Here is an 18,819-nt window from a genome sequence, read left to right as displayed (position 1 = left end):
GCTCGTCCGCGATGATCAGATCCGGCTCCAGCGCCAGCGCCATCGCGATCATGATCCGCTGACGCATACCGCCCGAGAACTGGTGCGGATAGTCGCCGACGCGCTGGGCGGCGGCGGGGATGCGCACCCGGTCCATCAGCTCGATGGCCTTGGCCTTGGCCTCCTTGCGGGAGGCGCCCTGGTGCACCCGGAACATCTCGCCGAGCTGGTAGCCGACGCTGAGCACCGGGTTCAGCGAGGAGAGCGCGTCCTGGAAGATCATCGCGATCTTCCGGCCGCGGATCTTCCGGCGCTCCTCGTTGGACATCTTGAGCATGTCCTGGCCGCGGAAGAGGATCTCGCCCGAGGAGATCCGGCCCGGCGGCATGTCGAGGATGCCCATGATGGTCTGGGCGGTCACCGACTTGCCCGAGCCGGACTCGCCGAGCACGGCCAGCGTCTCGCCGGCGGCGACGCTGTAGTTGACGCCGTTGACGGCCTTGGCGACGCCGTCCCGGGTCTTGAACTCCACGTGCAGGTCGCGGACTTCGAGCAGGGGGGTGCCGGGGACGAGGCGGTCCTTGGCCTCGGCGGGCTTCTCGATCGCAGTGGTCATGGTGCGTGCCACCTCTCTCAGCGCAGCTTGGGGTCGAGGGCGTCACGCACCGCGTCGCCGAGCATGATGAAGGCCAGCACCGTGATGCTGAGCATGCCCGCGGGGAAGAACAGTGCGAACGGGGCGGTGCGGATCACCTTCTGGGCCGAGTTGATGTCGATGCCCCAGGAGATGGTCGGGTCCTGCAGACCGATGCCGAGGAAGCTCAGCGTCGCCTCGGTGGCGATGTAGCCGCCGAGCGCGATGGTGGCGACCACGATCACCGGGGCGATCGCGTTCGGCAGGATGTGCTTGACCATGATCCGCGTGGTGCCGGCGCCGAGCGCCTTGGCGGCGGTGACGTAGTCGGCCTGCTTGACGGTGATCACCGAGCCGCGCATGACGCGGGTCATCTGGGTCCAGCCGAGGGCGACCAGGGCGAAGACCACGCTCCACACGGTGCGCGAGGTGAAGGCGTTGAGCACCACCAGGGCGCCGAGCAGCAGCGGGATGCCGAAGAACATGTCGGTGACCCGGGAGATGATCGTGTCGACCCAGCCGCCGAAGTACCCGGCGAGCATGCCCGCCAGACCGCCGAGGATGGTGACGCCGGCGGTCACGCAGATGCCGACCACGACCGAGGCGCGGGCACCGTAGATCACCCGGGCGTAGATCGAGCGGCCCTGGCCGTCGTAGCCGAACCAGTCGGCCTGGAAGAGGTGCGCGTAGTTCGGCTTCGACAGGTAGTGCAGGCGCAGGTCGCCGGCGCGCGGGTCCACCGAGGTGAACAGGCCCGGCACGATCGCGATCACGATCAGCAGCAGGATGAGCAGCGCCGAGATGATGAAGATCGGGCGGCGGCGCAGGTCGTGCCAGGCGTCCAGCCCGAGGCTGCGGGCCTTCTCCTGCTTGGCCGCGGGGGCCTCGGCCGCGCGCTGCGCGGGGATCTCGGTCTTGGTGTCGGTCAGGTCAGGCATACCGGATCCTCGGGTCCAGGACCGCGTAGAGCAGGTCGACGATCAGGCTGGCGGCGAGGTAGATGAGCACCAGCACGACGACGAAACCGGACACGGTCGCGCCCTCGTTGAGGTTGATCGCGTGGTACAGCGCGTTGCCGACGCCCTTGACGTTGAAGATGCCCTCGGTGACGATCGCGCCGCCCATCAGGGCGCCGAGGTCGGTACCGAGGAAGGTGACCACCGGGATCATCGAGTTGCGCATCAGGTGCGTGCCGATCACCCGGCGCTTCGGCAGGCCCTTGGCCACCGCCGTGCGCATGTAGTCGGCCTTGATGTTCTCGGCTATCGAGGTGCGGGTGAGCCGCGCGACGTAGGCCAGCGACAGCGAACCCAGCACGATGGCGGGCAGCACCAGCTGTCCGAGGTTCTCGGAGTCCTGGACGGTCGGCGTGACCCAGCCCAGTTGGGTGGAGAAGACGTTCTGGAAGATGAAGCCCAGCACCGGCACCGGGATGGAGATCAGCAGCAGCGTCAGGATGAGGGTGCTCTTGTCGAACGCCTTGCCGCGGCGCAGGCCGGCGAACAGGCCGATCGCCACACCCAGGACGATCTCGATGGCGAAGGCCAGCAGGGCCAGGCGCACCGTCACCGGCAGGGCGTCGGAGATCACGTCGATCACCGGGCGGCCGGAGAGGGTCGTCCCGAACTTACCCTGGAACAGGTCGACCATGTAGTTGTAGTACTGCTCGTACCACGGGACGTCGAGACCCATCTTGTGCTTGAACGCGGCGAGCTGGGCCGGGTCTGCGGCCTTGTCGCCCCACATCGCTGCGGCCGGGTCTCCGGGGAGCATCCGCGTCATCAGGAAGATGAGCGTGACCGTTCCGAGGAAGACCGGGATCATTTGGAGCAGTCGCCTCGCGACAAAGCGCCCCATCATGCCTCCATCCAATGCTCTGACGGGCCGTCATCCCGATCCAGAGGTTCTATGGCGTGACAAGGCCGGTGCCGGTCCGCCCTTGTGGGGCGGAGGGCACCGGCCATGTCGGTTCAAGCCGTGCGGTGCCGGCCTGATTACTTCTGCTTGACCTCGACCTGGGTGAACACCGGGTCGCCGAAGGAGTCGAACTTCACGTTCTGGACGTTGTTCGAGTAGCCCGAGGTGGTCTTGTAGTACCAGAGCGGGATCGCCGGCATGTCCTTGGCCAGCTGGGCCTCGGCCTGCTGGTACAGCTCGGCGGTCTTCTCGACCGAGGTGGCCTTGTCGGCCTCGGCGGCGAACTTGTCGAACTCCGGGCTGGAGTAGCCACCGTCGTTGGCCGCGGCACCCGTGCCGTAGACGTCGCGCAGGAAGTTGGCGTTCAGCGGGTAGTCCTGCACCCAGCCGGTCCGCATCATGCTCTCGACCTGCTTCTTCTTGATCAGGTCGCGCGAGGTCTTGAAGTCCGGCTTCGGGTCGCCGATGCACTCCACGCCGGTGGACTGGCGGATGGAGTTGCAGACCGCGTCCACCCACTCCTTGTGGCCGCCGTCGGAGTTGTAAACGATGCTGATCTTGTTGCCGGGGACGCCGCCGCCCTCGGTGACGAGCTGCTTGGCCTTGGCCGGGTCGAACTTGCAGGCGTCGCCGCAGGTGTTGTCCTTGTAGCCCATCGCGCCCGGGGCGACCCAGCTGTTGGCCGCCTGGCGGGAGCCGTTCAGCACGGTCTTGGTGATGGTCTCGCGGTCGATCGCCATCGAGAGGCCCTGGCGGACCTTGGCCTTCTCGACCGGCTTCCAGCCGTCCTGGTACATCGCGAACGAGATGTTCTGGATGGCGCCCTGGGCCTGGTCCACGGCGCGGTCGCCGAGGTCGGCCTTGTACGAGGCCAGGTCGCTCGGGTCGACCTGGTCCAGCACGTCCAGGTTGTCGGAGACCAGGTCCTTGTAGGCGGCCTCGGACTGCGAGTAGTTCTTGAAGACGATGCCGGCGTTCTTCGGCTTGTCCAGACCGGCGTACTTGTCGTACGCGGCGACGGTGATCGCCTTGTTGTGCTCCCACGAGACGAACTTGTAGGGGCCGTTGCCGATCGGGTTCTGGCCGTACTTCGCCGGGTCGGTGTAGAAGGCCTTCGGGAGCGGCGAGAAGGCGGTGTAGCCGAGCTTGTACTCGAAGTACGAGACCGGGCCGGTCAGCTGGATGGTGAAGTGGGTGTCGTCGACGACCTTCAGACCGGACATGGTCTCGGCGGTCGGGTCACCCTTCTCCGGGTGCACGGCGTCGTAGCCGGCGATGTCGGAGAACCAGTCCGAGTTGATCTGGTTGTTCTTGGTGTTGGCCGACCAGTTCCAGGCGTCGACGAAGGAGGCCGCGGTCACCGGGGTGCCGTCGTGGAAGGTCCAGCCGGACTTCAGGGTGACGGTGTAGTTGGTGGCGTCGGTGGTCTCGATCTTGTCGGCCACCTGGTTGCGCAGCTTGCCGTTGGTGGGGTCGTAGTCCACGAGACCCTTGAACAGCTGCTTGATGATGCGCCCGCCGCCGACCTCCATGGCGTTGGCCGGCTGCAGCGGGTTCTGCGGCTCGCTGCTCTGGTAGCTGAACGTACCGGCGGCGTTGACGGCCGCGCCGTTCGCACCGCCGCCGCTCGAACCGTTGCTGCCGCAAGCGGTAGCTGCGAGGGCGACCGCGACTGCTGCGACGACCCACTTGGCCTGGCTGGCACCGCGCATGGGTGTGCCTCCTGAATCCGTGTTTCAAACGAGAGCGCACCGCGGGAGTGGCCGGCATCACTGCCGTGGCCGAACGGTGCTTTCCTCGCCCGAGGTTCGGCGCGCACCCCTGCGCGTAACCCTTGACCCGAGCTCGACTGAACCCACTATCGGTCACGCACGGATACGAACATGACCACTAGGGATCTCAATTTGGTCACATGGGTGGCCAGTTAGTTTCGAGAAACGGACATTCAGGACATACACAGACAGGGTCGAAACGGACAGTTGTCGTGAATGACGGGCTGTCACGTCCGATTAACGAACTACTGAGCGGTCATCGACTGCGAAAGTCCTACGCGCGTCGACCACGGAGCGTAATAAAAGCGCCGGCCGGCCGCCCCGCCCCGGAGGGCGGAGGGCCGGCCGACGCCGCTACCGCGTCAGTTCTTCTTGGCGCGCGAGGCCGTGCGGCCGCGCTCCTTCTGGTCCAGGACGACCTTGCGGATGCGCACGGTCTCCGGGGTCACCTCGATGCACTCGTCCTCGCGGCAGAACTCCAGGGACTGCTCCAGCGAGAGCTTGCGCGGCGGCACCAGGTTCTCGGTGGTGTCCGAGGAAGCCGCACGCATGTTGGTGAGCTTCTTCTCCTTGGTGATGTTGATGTCCATGTCGTCCTGGCGCGAGTTCTCGCCGACGATCATGCCCTCGTACACCTCGGTGGTGGGCTCGACGAACAGCGTGCCGCGCTCCTGGATGCCCATCATCGCGAACGGGGTCACCACACCGGCGCGGTCGGCCACCAGGGAGCCGTTGTTGCGCATCCGCAGCTCGCCGAACCACGGCTCGTGGCCCTCGAAGATGGAGTGCGCGATACCGGTGCCGCGGGTGTCGGTGAGGAACTGGGTGCGGAAGCCGATCAGGCCGCGCGAGGGGACGATGAACTCCATCCGAACCCAGCCGGAGCCGTGGTTCGTCATGGTCTCCATCCGGCCCTTGCGGGTCGCCATCAGCTGGGTGATCGCACCGAGGTACTCCTCGGGGCTGTCGATGGTCATCCGCTCGACCGGCTCGTGGGTCTTGCCGTTGATGACCTTGGTGACCACCTGCGGCTTGCCGACGGTCAGCTCGAAGAGCTCCCGGCGCATGGTCTCGACCAGGATGGCCAGCGCCAGCTCGCCACGGCCCTGGACCTCCCAGGCGTCCGGACGCTCGGTCGGCAGCACGCGCAGCGAGACGTTACCGATCAGCTCGCGGTCCAGGCGGTCCTTCACCATCCGGGCGGTGACCTTGTGGCCCTTGCCGCCCTTGCCGACCAGCGGCGAGGTGTTGGTGCCGATGACCATCGAGATGGCCGGCTCGTCCACGGTGATCAGCGGCAGCGCGACCGGGTTCTCCAGGTCGGCCAGGGTCTCGCCGATCATGATGTCCGGGATACCGGCGACGGCGCAGATGTCGCCGGGGCCGGCCACCTCGGCCGGCTTGCGGGTGAGCGCCTCGGTCATCAGCAGCTCGGTGATCTTGACCTGCTGGACCGAGCCGTCCCGCTTCATCCACGCGACCTGCTGGCCCTTGCGCAGCTCGCCCTGCTCGACCCGGCAGAGCGCGATACGGCCGAGGAAGTTGTCGGCGTCCAGGTTGGTGACGTGGGCCTGGAGCGGCGCCTCCTCGTCGTAGACCGGGGCCGGCACGTGCTCGAGGATCGTCGAGAAGAACGGCTCCAGCGAGTCGCTGTCGGCCGGGACGGTGCCGTCCTCGGGCTTGGTCATCGAGGCGACGCCGTCGCGCGCACAGGCGTAGACGATCGGGAACTCGATCTGCTCCTCGGTGGCGTCCAGGTCGAGGAAGAGGTCGTAGGTCTCGTTGATGACCTCGTCGATCCGGGCGTCCGGACGGTCGGTCTTGTTGATGCAGAGGATGACCGGGAGCTTGGCGGTCAGCGCCTTGCGGAGCACGAAGCGGGTCTGCGGCAGCGGGCCCTCGGAGGCGTCGACCAGCAGCACGACCGCGTCGACCATCGACAGGCCGCGCTCGACCTCGCCACCGAAGTCGGCGTGGCCCGGGGTGTCGATGATGTTGATCGTGATCGGAGCGCCACCCTCCTTGGGGTGGTACTTCACGGCCGTGTTCTTCGCGAGAATGGTGATGCCCTTCTCGCGCTCCAGGTCGTTCGAGTCCATCATTCGGTCGTCGAGGTGCTGGTGGGCGGCGAAGGCGCCGGCCTGCTTCAGCATGGCGTCGACCAGCGTGGTCTTGCCGTGGTCGACGTGGGCGACGATGGCAACGTTGCGGATGTCATTGCGCGTGGGCATGCGGAGCGAACTCTCCCGAAATCGTGGGTTACGGCGCCCCGGCTGCGACCCTGCGACTCTACGACCCCTGTTGATCGCTGCCGCCGTACCGCCTGCTACTACCGGTCCACCTGCCGGGCACGACATGCCACGGCTTCCTCCTATCGTACGGGGAACCACCCATGCGAGCCGAAACGGAGGGGTCCGAGGGGGGCAAGATCACAATCCGGGCACCCGTGTCCGCCCCGAACGGGCGCTGCCGGGGCCGGCCCGGAGCGACCGGGCGGGCGGTGTCCACCGGCCCACCCGGTGGCCACCGCGGGCGGCCCGGTCAGCCCTTGAGGAAGCCCAGATCCTGGTAGCGCGGGCCGCCGAAGCCGTACGCGCCGACGCCGGCCACGGTCGTGCGGACGGCGACCAGGTCGGGCCGCTGGTAGAGCGGCACCGAGTGGGCCTCCTGCCAGATCCGGGCGTCGGCCTGCTGGAGCAGGTCGCGCTGGGCGCCCGGGTCCAGCTCGGCGGCGGCCCGGTCGAGCAGCTGGTCGATCTCCTCGCTGCCGGTCCTGGCGTAGTTGAGGCCGACCACCGGCACCCCGTCCGGGCCCGGCCGGGGCTTGGCGTACAGCGCCCGCTCGGCCCCGCCCGGGAATCCGGTGGACGGCCAGGAGAACAGCGCCAGGTCGAAGTCCCCGGTGGCCAGGTGCTGCTCCACGAAGGTCTCCGGGGCGACCTCCTGCGGCTTGACCGTGATGCCGGCCGCGGCCAGTTCGGTGGCCAGCTCGTCGGCCGTCCGGCGGGCGGTCACCGAGCCCTCCGGGAGCAGCAGGCCGAGGGTCAGCTCCTTGCCGTCCTTGCTGCGGGTGCCGTTGTTCACGGCCCAGCCGGCCTGGTCGAGCAGTTCGGCGGCCGGGGTGGTGCCGAGCGCGGCGCTGTTGTCGCGGTAGCCGTCCTGGTCGGTCATCAGCAGGTGGTTGCCGAGCGCGGCCGCCTTGAGGCCGAGCGGCCCGAGGGCGGCGGTGGCGGTCTTCTGCCGATCGACCGCGCGGGCCACCGCGCGGCGCACGTTCGGGTCGGTCAGCGGGCCCCGGGTGGAGTTCAGGGTGAGCTGGGTGAAGGCGGGGGCCGCGGCCCGGTGCAGGGTGAGCCCGGGCAGCGCCTCGGCGCGCTTGAGCGCCTGGGCGGAGGCCTCGGCCACGGCGGCGGCGTCCGGCGGGGCGGCGCCGGGGCTGTCCGCCGGCACGGCGCGGTCCACCGAGGAGGTCAGGGCGGCGACGTCGAGGCGGTCCTGGTCGAGCGCGTCCAGCCGGTCGGCGGCCGGGACGGCGAGGAAGTCGAGCTCCTGCGCCTTGGCCGGCTCGCCCCACCAGTGCGGGTTGCGGGCCAGCACCACCTTGCCGCCGGCCTTGTCGTAGGAGGTCACCTCGAACGGTCCGGCCGAGGTGCGGAAGGTGTCCGCCAGCGGCTGGTTGAACGCCTCCGGGGTGCCGGTGACGGCGGCCGGGTAGAGCGGGCTGAACAGGGACCGCCAGGGCGCGTACGGCTGCTTCAGGACGACCCTGACCTCGTGCGGGTCGGCGCCCTGGGTGACCGACTCGATCGCCGGGTACCCGGCCGGGTGGTCGCTGCGGTAGGCCGGGTCGGCGCCGGACAGCGCCTTCCACTGGGCGGTGAAGTCGGCGGCGGACAGCGGGCTGCCGTCGCTCCAGACCGCCTTCGGGTTGAGGTGGTAGGTGATGGTCTGCGGCTGCTGCCCGGCCGGGGTCGAGGAGGCGGACTCCAGGTAGTCCCGGTCGGCGCCGGCCCGGGCGTGCGCGTCCAGCCGGAACAGGCTGGGCAGCAGGGCGTGGGCCAGCAGGGCGGAGTCCGCGGTGGCCTCGTTCTGGTGGACGTTCAAGGTGGCCGGCACGGCGTCCACCGCCCACCGCAGGGTGCCGCCGTCGCGGACCGTCGAGCGGTCGGTGCCGCCGAGGTCGGCGGCGGCGGGTGCGGGCGCGGGGTCGTCCGAGCAGCCGGCCGCGGTGGCGGCCATGAGCAGGGCGAGGGCCGCCGCGACGACCTGGTTGGCGCGCATGCGCTCCTCCGTCGGATAGTCAGCCGACCCGAAGACACGGGTGGAGACCACTGAAGGACGGCCGGGGGCGCCCGCCGCGGCGACACGGCGGGGAGGTGCGCACAAAGCACCCGGCCGGGCTACAGCGCGAGCTCGAACCAGACGATCTTGCCCTTGGGGGTGCGCCGGCTGCCCCACCGCTCGGCGAGCAGACTGACCAGCTGGAGGCCGCGACCGCCCTCGTCGGTCTCCTGGGCCCGGCGCTGGCGGGGCTGGGCGTAGCCGTCGTCCCAGACCTCGCAGACCATGGTGCGGTCGCGCAGCAGCCGCAGCCGGATGTCGCCCCGGCCGTGCCGCAGCGCGTTCGTGACCAGCTCGCTGACCAGCAGCTCGGTGGTGTCCACCAGCTCGTCCAGACCGCGCACCAGCAGCCAGCCGCAGGCCAGCTCGCGGGCCTTGGCGACCGAGGTGAGGTGCGGGGGCAGCTTCCAGTCGCCGACCGAGTCCTCCGCCAGCGGCACCACCTTGGCCATCAGCAGGGCGATGTCGTCCTCGCCGTGGTGCGGATTGAGCTCGTCCAGCACCTCGTCGCAGAGCTGTTCCAGCTCGCGGGAGCCGTTGTCGAGCGCCTCCCGGAAGGCCCGCAGGCCCTCGTCCAGCTGGTGCTTGCGGGACTCCACCAGGCCGTCGGTGTAGAGGCCGAGCACGGTGCCCTCACCGAGGGTCACCTCGACCTCCTCGAAGGGCTCGCCGCCGACGCCGAGCGGCAGACCGGGCGGTACCTCGATCATCCGGGCCGGCTCGCCGGGGGCGAGCAGGGCCGGCGGCAGGTGGCCGGCGTTGGCGAACACGCAGCGCTGCTTGACCGCGTCGTAGACGGCGTACACGCAGGTGGCGAGGTAGACCTCGGAGATCTCCTCGCCCGACTGGGTGTCGTCGCCCAGGCCCCGGGCGATCTCGTCCAGGGCGGAGAGCACCTCGGCCGGGTCCAGGTCGAGCATGGCCAGGGTGCGCACGGCCGTCCGCAGCTGGCCCATCGCGACGGCGGCGCGCAGGCCGCGGCCCATCACGTCGCCGATCACCAGGGCGGTGCGGCTGCCGGGCAGCGGGATGACGTCGAACCAGTCGCCGCCGACCTCGGTGTTGTTGTTGCTGGGCAGGTAGCGGCGGGCGATCTCCAGACCGCTGGCGGCCGGCTTGCCGGGGGGCAGCAGGCTGCGCTGCAGGATCAGCGCCCGCTCGTGCTCGCGGCGGTAGAGCCGGGCGTTGTCGACGCAGACGGCGGCGCGGGCGACCAGTTCCTCGGCGATCGCCACGTCACGGGCGTCGAACGGCTCGCTGCCGATCGCGCGGGACAGCTGCACCAGGCCGAGCACCTGGTTGCGGGCCACCAGCGGGACCACCAGGGTCGAGCGCAGCAGCGGGTCGGGGCCGGGCTGCGGGACGGTGGAGCGTCCGGTGCGCAGGGCGCGGGCGTGCGGGGAGCGGGGCGGGTAACAGAGCGTGCCGCCGGCCTCGGCGACCTGGACGGTGCCGCCCTGGGCGCCGAACACCGAGGAGGCGTTGCCGACGCTGCTGCGCACGGCGACCCGGCGCAGTTCGCCGCAGCCGTCCAGGACGCCGGGGCGGCCGGTCAGCGGGCCGGCGTCGCCGGTGAGCAGGGCGGTGTACAGGTCGACGTTGGCCACGTCGCAGAACTGCGGGACGATCACGTCGAGCAGTTCGTTGGCGGTGGTCTCCAGGTCGAGGGTGGAGCCGATGTGGCTGCTCGCCTCGTTCAGCAGGGCGAGGTTGCGGCGCACGCCGGCGGCCTCGCGCTCGGCGACGTGCCGGCCGGTGACGTCCTGGACCTGGCCGGCGACGCCCATCGGGTGGCCGGCGGCGCCGTTCAGCCGGTAGAGCGAGATCGACCAGGCGCGGTTCTCGTCCCGGCGGGTGAGCTCGCCGCCCTCGGCGGCCCGGTTGACCGGCACCGCGCCGCTGAAGCGCAGGTCGAGGATGGGCACGCCGCTGTCGAGGACCTTGCGCAGGGCGACCGCGAGCCGGTCGGCGTCCCCGGCCGGGAAGAGGTCGGCCGGGCCGAGCCCCTGGAGGTCCGGCGGGGCCAGGCCGACGACGGCGGCGAAGGCGTCGTTGACGCGCTGCAGGACGAGCTGGGGGTCGAACAGGAAGAAGCCGGTCGGGGTCTGCCCGAAGACGGCCTCGGAGGCGGCCAGCTCGGTCTCGATGGTGCGCAGCCGGCCGAGGTCGACCGCGAGGCAGGTGGCGCCGGCGGCCTCGATGCCGGCGCTGGCGGGCATCAGGTAGAGCTCGGCGAGGCCTTCGCCGCCGGCCATGTCCCGGTACGGGGCGGTGCCCACCCACTCCTCGCCGGACAGGATCCGCTCCAGCCGGGCCCGGCCGCGTTGCCACAGCTCGCGGGGGACGAAGGTGGTGATCGGGTCGGCGCCGACCGCGTCGGCGGCGGGGAAGCCGAAGAACTCCGCGGCGCGGTCGCTCCACTGGCTGATCCGGCCGTCGGGGCCGATCGCGAAGGTGGCGACCCGGATGAAGTCGTAGATGGATCCGGCCGGGCCCCGGCCCCAGCCGGCCGGCTGGGGTGCCGGTACCGGGCGTCGTGCCCCGATCGGGGCACCCGGCTGACCGGGCACGGCGGCATGACCGCTGCCACTCGTCGCGTTCCGCGCCGGGAGACTGTTCAACGGACCGACCCCTCCAACCCGTGCCCATCCGGATGTCGAGAAGACCGAATATTCGAAGTCCGAGTATTCATCATCAGGGCGCACCCGCACACGTCCCTGACATCACAACATCGAATCGGGCAGCTGAACCCTGTGTCCCGACGGTATAAGCAGCTGCCGGGTTCCCTGCCGCTCTGGCAGGATCTCAGCGCTTCGAGAACTCGAAATCGCTTGTCCCAGGGGGGAACAGACGTGCGATCAGCACGCACCGCGGCGGTAGCCGCACTCGTACTCTCGGTCACCGGCATCCTTCCGGTGGCCGGCTCCGCGCAGGCCGAGGCCGAGAACCTGTACGTGGACGGTAAGAATCCGCGGTGCTCCGACGCGGGCGCCGGGAGCCAGGCCGTCCCGTACTGCACGGTCTCGGCCGCCGCGCGGGCGGTGCGGCCGGGGCAGACCGTCCGGATCGCCCCGGGTGAGTACCCGGAGCAGGTCGAGCTGACCGTCTCCGGCACCCCGGCCGCGCCGATCACCTTCACCGCCACCGCCCCGCAGGAGGTGGGGGTCGGCGGCAGCCAGCCGCACGCCTTCACGCTGACCGGGGTCCACGACGTCCGGCTGACCTCACTGGTGGCCCGGACGACCGCGCGGGAGTCCGTACTGGTGACGGACTCCACCGGCATCACGCTCGACCGGATCGAGCTGGACAGCGGGCTGCGGGTGACCGGCCGCAGCTCCGACGTCACGGTCAGCCGCAGCTTCCTGACCGGCGCCGGCTCCGCCGCCGGCGCGGTGGTGGTGGACCCGGGAGTGGTGCGGACGGTGCTCACCACCAACGAGATCAGCGGCGGGGCGCCGCGCGGGGTCGCGGTGACCGACGCACCGGGGACGGTGGTCACCGCGAACACCGTGCAGCAGTCCTGCGGCCTGGCCGTCGAGCTGGCGGGGGGCTCCGCCGGCTCGACGGTGGAGAACAACGTCCTGCTGACCCGGCCCGGGCCCGTCTGCGCGGCCCCCGGCCGGGTCGCCGTGTCGGTGTCGGCCGCCTCGGTGCCGGGCACCACGGCGGACTACAACGTGGTCGGCGGCTCCACCGCCCCGGCGTACCTGTGGGCCGGCCGGCCGTACCCCGATCCGGGGTCCTTGCGCGCGGGCACCGGCCAGGGCGGGCACGACCTGGCGTGGACCGGCGGCTGGGAGAACACGCCGGAGGGCTCCCCGCTGATCGACTCGGCCGACGCGCTCGCGCCCGGCATGCTGGACACCGACCGGCTGGGCAACCCCCGGGTCGACGACCCGCTGGTCGCCGACTCGGGCACCGGCCCGGGCCCGGTCGACCGCGGCGCCGTCGAGCGGCAGGACCCGCTCTCGGCGGTCGTCCTCGCGGCGGCGAGCACCGAGCCCGGCAAGCCGCTCGACGTGGTCCTGACCGGGCAGATCACCTCCCCCTGGTACCCGGTGGCCAGCAGCTCGCTGGACTTCGGCGACGGCAGCCCCGTGCTGTCCCCCGCGGTGCTCCCGACCACCCACACCTTCCCCCGCCAGGGCAGGTACCGGGTCACCGCGAAGGTGACCGACACGGCCGGCCGCACGGCCTCGTACACGCGGACCGCCGCGGTCGACGCGCCGGCCGAGATCCGGCCGGTGCTCCAGGTGGTCCGCGGCACCGCGGGCACCGGGCCCGACGACCGGTCGCTGCGGGTGGCGGTGAGCGCGGCGGACACCGTGAGCCCGTGGCCGGTGGCCCGGTACACCTTCGACTTCGGCGACGGCACGGCGGCGGTGGAGCAGGCCGGTGTCCCCGGCTGGAACACCCACGAGTACGCCGCCGCGGGCACGTACACCGTCACCGAGACGGTCCTGGACGACCACGGCCGCTCGGCCACCACCAGCCACCCGGTCACCGTGGGCAGCGTCTTCGTGCCGGTGGCGGCGGCGCGGATCCTGGACACCCGCTCCGCGCTGGGCGCGCCCGGGCCGCTCGGTCCGGACGGGGTGCTGAGGTTCCAGGTCACCGGGCGCGGCGGCGTCCCGGCCGGGGGCCGGGTGACCGCCGTGCTGCTCAACCTCACGGCCACCCAGGCGAGCGCGGACACCCACGTCACCGCCTTCCCCGGCAGCACCGCGCCGACCGCCTCCAACCTCAACGTCCGGGCCGGCCAGGACGTGGCCAACGCGGTGCTGGTGCCGGTGGCCGCGGACGGCACCGTGGCGCTGTCCAACCACAACGGCCAGGTGCAGCTGATCGCCGACGTCCAGGGCTACTACACGACGGACGCCTCCGGGCCGGCCCTGCAGGCGGGCCTGACCATGCCGCTGCGGGCGCTGGACACCCGCTCCGGGCTCGGCGGCGCGAGGGGCCAGGTGGGGCCGGACTCCGTGGTCCGGGTCAAGGTCCGCGGCCCGGGCCTGCTGCCCTCCTACGCCAAGGTCGCCGTGCTGAACGTCACGGCGACCGAGGGCAGCGCGGACAGCCACGTCACGGCGAGCACCACCGGCGCGCCGCAGTCCGCCTCCAGCCTGAACTTCGGCGCCGGCCGGACGGTCTCCAACCAGGTCACCGTCCCGATCGCGGACGACGGCACGGTGGCGCTGCGCAACCACAACGGCAGCGTGCACCTGATCGCCGACATCCAGGGCCTGTACGTCGAGCGCTCCGGCGGCGGCTACCCGATCCTGACGGTCGCGCCCACCCGGCTGCTGGACACCAGGACCGACGGCGGGCGCCTGGGCGCCGGCGGCACCGTCAAGGTCAAGGTGGCCGGCCGAGGCGGTCTCCCGGAGGGGGTGGCCGCCGTGATCGTCAACCTCACCGCCGTCGGCGCCTCGGCCGACAGCTGGCTCGGCGCCTACCCGAGCGGCTCGTCCGTGCCGGTGGCGTCCGACCTCAACGTCGCCCCGGGCGCCACGACGGCGAACCTGGCGATGGTGCCGGTGGGCTCCGACGGCTCCATCGAGGTCTCCAACAACAGCGGCAGCGTCGACCTCCTGGTCGACCTCCAGGGCTACATCCCCTGAGCCGCCCCGGGGCCGCGGACCTCAGTACTCCGCGGCCCCGGCACCCTCGCCGCCCCCGGCCTCGGCGCCGTCGCCCTCGCCGCCCTCGCCCTCGCCGGCGGGCAGCAGCTCGAACCAGACCACCTTGCCCATCCCCTCCGCCCGGGCGCCCCAGTGCAGCGCGAGGCGGCGGACGAGCTCCAGACCGCGGCCGCCCTCGTCCCCCTCGGCCGCGTGCCGCTCCCGGGGCGGGTCGGGCAGCGGGTCGGAGATCTCCACCAGCAGGGTCTCGCCGAGCGTGAGGCGGACCCCGATCGGGGCGCTGGCGTACCGGACGGAGTTGGTCACCAGCTCGCTGACCAGCAGCTCGGCGGTGTCGGTCAGGTGCTCCATGGCCCACTCGGCGAGCGCGCCGCGCACCAGCCGGCGGGCCCGGGAGACGGCGGTGGGCTCGGCCGGCAGCGTCCAGCCGGCCGTCGGCACCCCCGCCTTCCCCCGGCCGAGCCGGGCCAGCAGCAGGGCCACGTCGTCCGGCTCGCGGCCCTGCTCCATGGTGTCCAGCACCGCCTCGCAGGCCTGCTGGATCGAGGCGTACGGCTGCTCCAGCACGCTGAGCAGCCGGCCGAGGCCGACATCCAGGTCCTTGTCCCGCGACTCCACCAGTCCGTCGGTGCACATCGCCAGCAGGCTCCCCTCCGGGATCTCCAGCTCGATCGATTCGAACGGGACGCCACCGACCCCGAGCGGCGCCCCCGAGGGCAGGTCGAGCACCTGCCCGACGCCGCCGGGCAGCGGGCCGCCGGCCTGCGGCGGGGGGTTGGTCCCGTCGTCCTTCGGCACGATCAGCACCGGTGGGATGTGGCCCGCCTTGGTCGCCACCAGGCGCCCGGTCGCGGGGTCGAAGACGGCGTAGACGCAGGTCGCCAGGAGCGCCTCGTCCGGGCCCTGGGCCAGGTCGTCGGCCAGCTCGTGGACATGCCGCAGCAGCAGCTCCGGGGCCAGGTCAAGCCCGGCCAGGGTGCGCACGGCCGTCCGCAGCCGGCCCATCGTGGCGGCGGCCCGCAGGCCGTGGCCCATCACGTCGCCGACCACCAGCGCGGTGCGGTCGCCGGGCAGCGGGATCACGTCGAACCAGTCGCCGCCCACCTCGGTGCCGCTGCTGCCCGGTACGTAGCGGTAGGCCACCTCGACCCCGGCCGGCTGCGGCACCTGCTGCGGCAGCAGGGTGCGCTGGAGGGTGAGCGCGGCGGTGCGCTCGCGGGCGTAGAGCCGGGCGTTGTCCAGCGAGGAGCCGGCCCGGTCGGCGAGCTCGACGGTGAAGGCCAGGTCGTCCCGGTCGAAGCCCTCCCGGTACCCGGCCCGGCTGACCACCAGCAGGCCGATCACGATCCCCCGGGCGCGCAGCGGGACCACCAGCCGGGAGTGCACCCCGAGGTCGTGGGCGGCCTGCACCTTGGGATCGCCTGGGTAGCTGATGTCACTCAACTCGTCACTGCCGGATAGCAGTTCGGGCACGCCGCTGCGCAGCACCCGGCCGAAGGCGGAGTCCTCGGAGAAGGTGATCCTGGCCCCCCTGCGGAGCATCGCCTCGACCTCGGGGCCGTCCTGCACGGAGGCGACGCCCAGCTGGAGCAGCGAGGTCCGCCGGTCGTGGCCGTGCCGCGGCAGGTCGTCGCCGTGCGCGACCGCCTGGAGCAGGATGACCCCGGCGTAGTCGGCCAGCCGGGGCACCACGGCGCCGGCCAGCTCCTGCGCGATCCGGGAGGCGTCCAGCAGGTCGCCGACGCGCGAGCCGAACTCGTTGAGCAGCGAGAGCCGGCGCCGGGCGTGCTCGACCTTGGCGACCGCGCGGTAGCGCTCCGTCACGTCCATCACCGTGCCGGAGATGCCCAGCACCCGCCCGGAGCGGTCGGTCATCCGGCTGTAGGAGATCGAGCGGAAGCCGGAGCGGGCGGTGAGCGGCGAGGCCAGCGTGACGTCGATGACCGGCTCGCCGGTGGCCAGCACCTGGCGCTGGATCGCGGTGATCTCGTCGGCGGCCCGCTCGGGCAGGGTCTCGCCGGTGGTCCGGCCGACGTGGTCCTCGGGCAGCACGCCGTTCATCTCGGCCAGGGTCTGGTTGACGGCGGTGTAGCGCAGGTCGGTGTCCAGGATCGCGATCCCGAGCGGCGACTGCTCGAACAGCGCGTCCCGGACCGCCAGGTCGTGCTCGACGGCCCGCAGGGTGGCCGCGTCGGCCATCGCGACCTGCAGGAACGGCGTGCCGTCGCCGTCCACCAGCAGCGAGATCCGGGCCTCCACCGCGACCCGGGTGCCGTCCCGGTCGGTCAGCTCGGTGAGGCCGTGCCAGCGGCCCTGGCTCAGGGTCTCCCGGACCGCCGCCCGGGCCTGCGCGACCAGCTCCGGGTCGCCCATCAGCTCGTCGATCAGCCGGCCGACCAGCACCTCGCTCGGCCAGCCGAGCATCTCCTCGGCCGCCGGGCTCCACAGCACCACGCGGCCGGCCGTGTCCAGGATCGCGACCGCGAGCTTCACCACATCGAACAGGCTGCCCCTGGCCCGGTCGACCGGCGCCCCGCCCGGCGGCGGGGCGGTGCCCGGGGCGGCCCGGCCCGGGTAGCCGAGGGTCGGGCGCCCGCGCAGCGGGGTGAGCGCGGGGGGCGGGCCGGCCGGGCCGCGGACGGACCGGTCGGGAGGGCGGTCGGACCGGTCGGGAGGGCGGTCGGCGCTGCGCGCGTCCTCCCCCGACTCGCCGCGGGGCGGGCGGGCCGGTCCGCGCAGGCGGGCCCGGGCGGCGGCGCCGCCGCGGGCGCCACCGGCGCGCAGGCCGAACCGGGGAGCACGCCGCGACCCATGCCCGGGAAGGCCCTGGGCCCGCTCTCCCTCGCCGCTTCCCGTGCTCACCACCTACCGGGCCTCCGGCTTCCGGGCGGCGCACCGCGGCGGGACGCCGGGGTGCGGGCGCTCACCACCCGGCGGCCGGTTGGCTCACCGATGGTGACGAATGCTGCCGAACAGTGACATACCCAGCAGAACCCGGCACTATCCCGGCATACGGGTCGTCTTTACCGATTGACCTACCTGGACCAACGGGATCCCGGACCGACCGCGGCGCGGGGCCGGTTCAGGCCGGGCCGGCGAGCAGCTCGGCGACGTGCGGCAGGACCTCGCGGTCGTGCTCCAGCCAGTCGACGTCGTGCAGTTCGCCGGGGCCGAGCCAGCGCAGTTCGCTGTGGTCCGCCAGCGGCCGGGGCTCGCCGGAGACCAGTTCGGCCGCCCAGATCCGCAGCTCCAGCCCGGGCCGCACCGGCCACCGGCCCGGCAGCTCCCGCAGGGCCCGGGCCCGTACGCCCAACTCCTCCAGCAGCTCCCGCTCCAGGGCCTGCTGCTGGGTCTCGCCCGGCTCGGCCTTGCCGCCCGGGAACTCCCAGAAGCCGGCCACCTCGGGCGGGGCGCTGCGCCGCGCCGCCAGTACCCGGCCCCGGTGGATGAGAGCCCCACCGACCACGATCCGCGTCTCCATGGGCGCCGACCCTACGCCGACTCGCGCTCCACCCAGTACAGCTGCTTGTGGCCGCGGGCCTCGTACTCGGCGGCCAGCGCCTCGGCCGCGGCGCGGGTCAGGCCGCCGGCCACCCGGTAGCGGTTGCCGTTGTCGTCCTGGCGCATCACCCGAAAGGTCTCCACGGCGCGACGGTACCGGGCCCGGCCCGGTGGGGGACAGGCCGGGCCCGGAGCAGAACTCCGACCGTAGGGGCGGACTGCTACCGCCGGGTACGGAGGTGGTTAACAGCAGGTAAGCCGGCCCCGCGCCGGCGCGGCCGGCGGCAGGGCGGCGCGAGACTACCGGACCGCACCGGTGAGGGACATACCGTCGGCCAACCCCCGGCAAACTAGGGGCGCCGGGCCGTCCCACCCCTTGGTACGGCGCGCGAATCCACTCGACCCGCCGACCGGGCGGCGGGGAGAATCGTGCGCATGGGCAAGACCTACGAGCGCATCGACGGCCGCCTGCGGGAGTTCATCGAGCAGCAGCCGGTCTTCTTCGTCGCCACCGCGCCACTGGCGGCACACGGACACGTCAACGTCTCCCCCAAGGGCCGCTCCGGTACCCTCGCGGTGCTGGACGAACTGACCCTGGCCTACCTGGACTTCGGCGGGAGCACCGCGGAGACCATCGCCCACCTGCGGGAGAACGGCCGGGTCACGCTGATGTGGTGCGCCTTCGAGGGCCCGCCCACGGTGGTGCGGGTGCACGGCCGCGGCGAGCCGGTCTTCCGGGACGATCCGCGCTTCGCCGGGCTGATCGGGCACTTCCCGCCGGAGGCGGACGGTGCGGGGCTGCGGGCCGTGGTGCTGGTGGCGGCCGAGCGGATCAGCGACTCCTGCGGCTTCGCCGTGCCGTTCATGGACTACCGCGCCGACCGGGAGCTGCACGCCCAGCACTTCGGCCGCAAGTCGGACGAGGAGTTCGGCGCGTACTGCGAGGGCAAGAGCCACGTCGGCACCAGCCTGGACGGCCTGCCCGCGCTGCCGTTGCCGCTGCCGCCCCGGCCGGGCTGAGCCGGCCGGGGCGCAG

General features: G+C 72.3%; 12 protein-coding genes. 2 read left to right on the top strand and 10 right to left on the bottom strand.

What is annotated here, in order from left to right:
- From AB0K43_RS24605 to AB0K43_RS24575, 7 genes are all read right to left on the bottom strand, one after another.
- On the bottom strand, positions 1–595 hold a 595-nt coding region (locus AB0K43_RS24605; protein ID WP_363643244.1), incomplete at its 3' end, for an ABC transporter ATP-binding protein.
- 17 nt (positions 596–612) lie between these two features.
- Positions 613–1,551, bottom strand: a complete 939-nt coding sequence (locus AB0K43_RS24600; protein WP_363643242.1) for an ABC transporter permease — start codon at positions 1,549–1,551, stop codon at positions 613–615.
- Positions 1,544–2,470: an ABC transporter permease gene (locus tag AB0K43_RS24595; protein ID WP_363643240.1), complete on the bottom strand. Its 927-nt coding sequence runs from the start codon at positions 2,468–2,470 to the stop codon at positions 1,544–1,546. The genes AB0K43_RS24600 and AB0K43_RS24595 overlap by 8 nt, the downstream gene beginning before the upstream one ends.
- Positions 2,471–2,607: 137 nt before the next feature.
- Entirely contained in the window at positions 2,608–4,242 is a 1,635-nt protein-coding gene (locus AB0K43_RS24590; protein ID WP_363643238.1) for an ABC transporter substrate-binding protein, read from the bottom strand.
- 422 nt (positions 4,243–4,664) lie between these two features.
- Positions 4,665–6,533 carry a translational GTPase TypA gene (gene typA, locus AB0K43_RS24585; RefSeq protein ID WP_363643236.1) on the bottom strand — a complete coding sequence of 623 codons (1,869 nt, stop codon included), beginning with the start codon at positions 6,531–6,533 and terminating at the stop codon, positions 4,665–4,667.
- Between the two features lie 310 nt (positions 6,534–6,843).
- The gene (locus tag AB0K43_RS24580; protein ID WP_363643234.1) at positions 6,844–8,583 is read right to left on the bottom strand and encodes an ABC transporter family substrate-binding protein; all 1,740 of its coding nucleotides are present in this window, start codon (positions 8,581–8,583) and stop codon (positions 6,844–6,846) included.
- A gap of 119 nt (positions 8,584–8,702) precedes the next feature.
- Positions 8,703–11,189 carry a SpoIIE family protein phosphatase gene (locus AB0K43_RS24575; protein WP_363643254.1) on the bottom strand — a complete coding sequence of 829 codons (2,487 nt, stop codon included), beginning with the start codon at positions 11,187–11,189 and terminating at the stop codon, positions 8,703–8,705.
- Between the two features lie 306 nt (positions 11,190–11,495).
- On the opposite strand from AB0K43_RS24575, the gene AB0K43_RS24570 reads away from it, so the two are divergent.
- Positions 11,496–14,261 carry a PKD domain-containing protein gene (locus AB0K43_RS24570; RefSeq protein ID WP_363643232.1) on the top strand — a complete coding sequence of 922 codons (2,766 nt, stop codon included), beginning with the start codon at positions 11,496–11,498 and terminating at the stop codon, positions 14,259–14,261.
- Positions 14,262–14,282: 21 nt separating this feature from the next.
- Here AB0K43_RS24570 and AB0K43_RS24565 read toward each other — a convergent pair whose 3' ends face one another.
- The 3 genes from AB0K43_RS24565 to AB0K43_RS24555 form a co-directional block, all read right to left on the bottom strand.
- Positions 14,283–17,144 carry a SpoIIE family protein phosphatase gene (locus AB0K43_RS24565; RefSeq protein ID WP_363643230.1) on the bottom strand — a complete coding sequence of 954 codons (2,862 nt, stop codon included), beginning with the start codon at positions 17,142–17,144 and terminating at the stop codon, positions 14,283–14,285.
- Between the two features lie 220 nt (positions 17,145–17,364).
- Positions 17,365–17,763 carry an NUDIX domain-containing protein gene (locus AB0K43_RS24560; RefSeq protein ID WP_363643228.1) on the bottom strand — a complete coding sequence of 133 codons (399 nt, stop codon included), beginning with the start codon at positions 17,761–17,763 and terminating at the stop codon, positions 17,365–17,367.
- Positions 17,764–17,774: 11 nt separating this feature from the next.
- Entirely contained in the window at positions 17,775–17,927 is a 153-nt protein-coding gene (locus tag AB0K43_RS24555; protein ID WP_363643256.1) for a hypothetical protein, read from the bottom strand.
- Between the two features lie 291 nt (positions 17,928–18,218).
- On the opposite strand from AB0K43_RS24555, the gene AB0K43_RS24550 reads away from it, so the two are divergent.
- Complete coding sequence (locus tag AB0K43_RS24550) at positions 18,219–18,803, top strand: pyridoxamine 5'-phosphate oxidase family protein (protein WP_363643226.1); 585 nt, start codon at positions 18,219–18,221, stop codon at positions 18,801–18,803.
- Positions 18,804–18,819 lie beyond the last annotated feature (16 nt).

The sequence above is a fragment of the Kitasatospora sp. NPDC049258 genome (assembly GCF_040678895.1).
Classification (GTDB): domain Bacteria; phylum Actinomycetota; class Actinomycetes; order Streptomycetales; family Streptomycetaceae; genus Kitasatospora.
Note: the sequence above shows the minus strand (reverse complement) of the source record. Positions and strands in the feature narration are given on the sequence as shown.